Raw genomic sequence first — 428 nt, forward strand, 5'->3', positions numbered from 1 at the left:
TCAGGTCGGGCCACTGCGAACGCTCGGCGGCGGTCTGGAGCTGTCTGCGGGCATCTCCGTCCGATCGCTCGGCCTCATCCGCAGCGAGCAGCTCCGCCAGCACGTCCGCCTCGATCTCCTGAGGCCCGGGCATCGCGGCAGGGCGTCGGGCCAGAGCCGCTGGGATCTCTCCGCGCTTCGTCCTCTCCGCCAACTCGAAGTCTGCCATGCAGTCGCGCAGCATCCTGGAGCCGGCCTTCTTGGCGGCAGCCGGGTCCTTGGTCCTGAGGCTCTGCTTCCAGTTCGCCTTTCCGGTCCACGGCGCCGGCATGAAGGGGCGCAGCTCCGCCGGGATCACCCTGCGAAAGTAGTACGTGCCCAGCCGATCACGGGAGAGATACGACATCAGCGCCATGGCCCGTTTGCACCGCCCGATTGCATGACCGGCG

The 428-nt window shown here is 68.5% G+C and carries 1 protein-coding gene; it reads right to left on the bottom strand.

Going from position 1 to position 428, the window contains the following annotated elements; translation table 11 throughout:
- On the bottom strand, window positions 1-394 hold a 394-nt coding region (locus tag MFF21_RS23700), incomplete at its 3' end, for a DUF6538 domain-containing protein (RefSeq protein ID WP_373325090.1).
- Between the last annotated feature and the right edge of the window lie 34 nt (window positions 395-428).

Origin of the sequence: Methylobacterium organophilum, from assembly GCF_022179465.1 — a bacterium.
In the GTDB taxonomy this organism is placed as follows: Bacteria; Pseudomonadota; Alphaproteobacteria; order Rhizobiales; family Beijerinckiaceae; genus Methylobacterium; species Methylobacterium organophilum.